Origin of the sequence: Novosphingobium album (ex Hu et al. 2023) (assembly GCF_022832385.1) — a bacterium.
GTDB lineage: Bacteria > Pseudomonadota > Alphaproteobacteria > Sphingomonadales > Sphingomonadaceae > Novosphingobium > Novosphingobium album.
Genome location: NZ_JALHLE010000067.1, coordinates 1 through 1,828 on the forward strand (window position 1 = coordinate 1; position 1,828 = coordinate 1,828).

Annotated in this window: 1 protein-coding gene; it reads left to right on the top strand. The window is 65.9% G+C overall.

All coding sequences use genetic code 11. The features are described 5' to 3' along the window. The first annotated feature begins 25 nt into the window (after positions 1-25). Positions 26-1,816, top strand: coding sequence for a thiamine pyrophosphate-binding protein (locus tag MTR64_RS21215; RefSeq protein ID WP_243996572.1), 1,791 nt, complete (start codon positions 26-28; stop codon positions 1,814-1,816). Positions 1,817-1,828: the final 12 nt, after the last annotated feature.

The following is a 1,828-nucleotide window of genomic DNA, read 5'->3' on the forward strand; positions in this document are numbered from 1 at the left end:
CCGCCACCGGAGAGAGGCAAGACCCATGACGACCCAGACCATGTATGAACGCATTCTCGACCTGATCCAGGCCGAAGGCGTCGACACCCTGTTCGGCATTCCTGACCCCAGTTTCTTCGGCATGTTCATCGAGGCGGAACGACGCGGCATGCAGATCATCTCGCCGCACCACGAACAGGCTGCGGCGCTGACGGCCGACGGGCTCTACCGGATGACCGGAAAGCCGGTGGTGCTGTGCATGAACAAGGGCCCGGGCGTGGCCAACATCATGGCGGGCGTGAACTTCCTGATGAAGGAAAACGTGCCGGCAGTCTGCATCATGGCCAATCGCCAGCGCTTCTACGAGCAGAAGGTCCGGCGCGGCATGATGCAGTACATGAGCCAGCCGCCGCTGTTCGAGAACACGGTGAAGTACACCGGCACCATCGAATATCCGCAGCAGACCGACGAGATCTTCCACGAGGCCTTTCGCAAGGCGCTGAGCGGCACGCCCGGACCGACCTTCGTCGAGCTGCCGCTGGGTGTGATGCAGGCCAAGTTCGACGGCTCCCCGGTGCTGAAGCCGCACCAGTACCGGCTCGTGCAACAGCGTGCCGACGCACAGTCGATCGCCCAAGCCCGCGCGCTGCTGGAACAAGCCAAGGCTCCCGTGCTGCTACTCGGTCAGGGCTGCTTCGTCACCCGCTCGCACGCCATGCTGACCGAACTGGCCGGGAAGCTGAACTGCCCGATCCTCCAGACCAACGCCGTCGAGGCGGTGCTGCCCGGCATGGAGGACCGCACGTTCCCGTACAGTTCGGCTGCCGGGGCTGAGATTGCAGGCTCGTCGGACGTCGTTCTCGCCATCGGCACCGAACTGGGCGAGGCACTCAACTACGGGCGCGGGCATTCGTGGAAGCCCGGCAACGAGACGCGCAAGTGGATCTATGTCGAGCGCGATGCGGATGCGATGGGCGTGAACCGCCCGATCGACGTGCCGCTGGTGGGCGACCTGCGCGACATCGTGCCGCAGCTGAACGAGGCGCTGACCGGCCTGAACCGTTCGCTGCCCGCCGAGTTGTCGCAGTGGACCGCCGCGCGCGACGCGCACAAGAAGTCGATCGAAGACTACGTGCCCAGGACCTCGATGCCGATCCATCCCGGCCTCGTTGCGATCGAGGCGACCAAGGCGGTGCCGGAGGATTCGATCCTCCTGCGCGACGGCGGCGGCGCCAGCATGTGGGCGTCGGCGCTCGTCCAGTTCACCCCGCGCGATTCGATGTGGAGCTCGAACTGGGGCGCGATCGGCAATGGTCTTCCCATGGCGATGGGCGCGCAGATGGCGGTGGGCGACAAGCGTCGCGCGGTGCTGCTGACGGGCGATTCCGCCTTCCTGTTCCACATCTCGGAACTGGAAACGGCGGTGCGCAAGAACCTGCCGATCATCTGCATCGTCTCGGTCGACCACGCCTGGGGCCTCGAGGCGGCATCCTACAAGGCCAACTTCGGCGAGAACACATCCACCCCCGAAGCCCGCTGGGGCGCCTCGGTGCGTCTCGACAAGACGGCCGAAAGCTTCGGTGCGCATGGTGAATACGTCGAGCGCGCGGAAGACATCGGCCCGGCCGTCAAGCGCGCGCTGGCATCGGGCAAGCCCGCCGTCATCCACGTCGAGGTCGACCAGATGGCCAGCTCCAGCTTCGAGGGCATTCCCGGCTTCAAGGAATTCCGCGCCTGGTTCGGCGAGGAAGGCGACTTCCTGGGCGTTCCCGGTGAGGCCCCGGCAGCACCCAAGCCCGGCGGCGGCGGATCGACCGAAAACAGCAGCGGATACTGAGGAAAAAGGCCG

Coding starts and splice junctions, on each gene's coding strand:
- MTR64_RS21215 (WP_243996572.1), top strand. CDS start 26: ATGACGACCCAGACCATGTATGAACGCATTCTCGACCTGATCCAGGCC.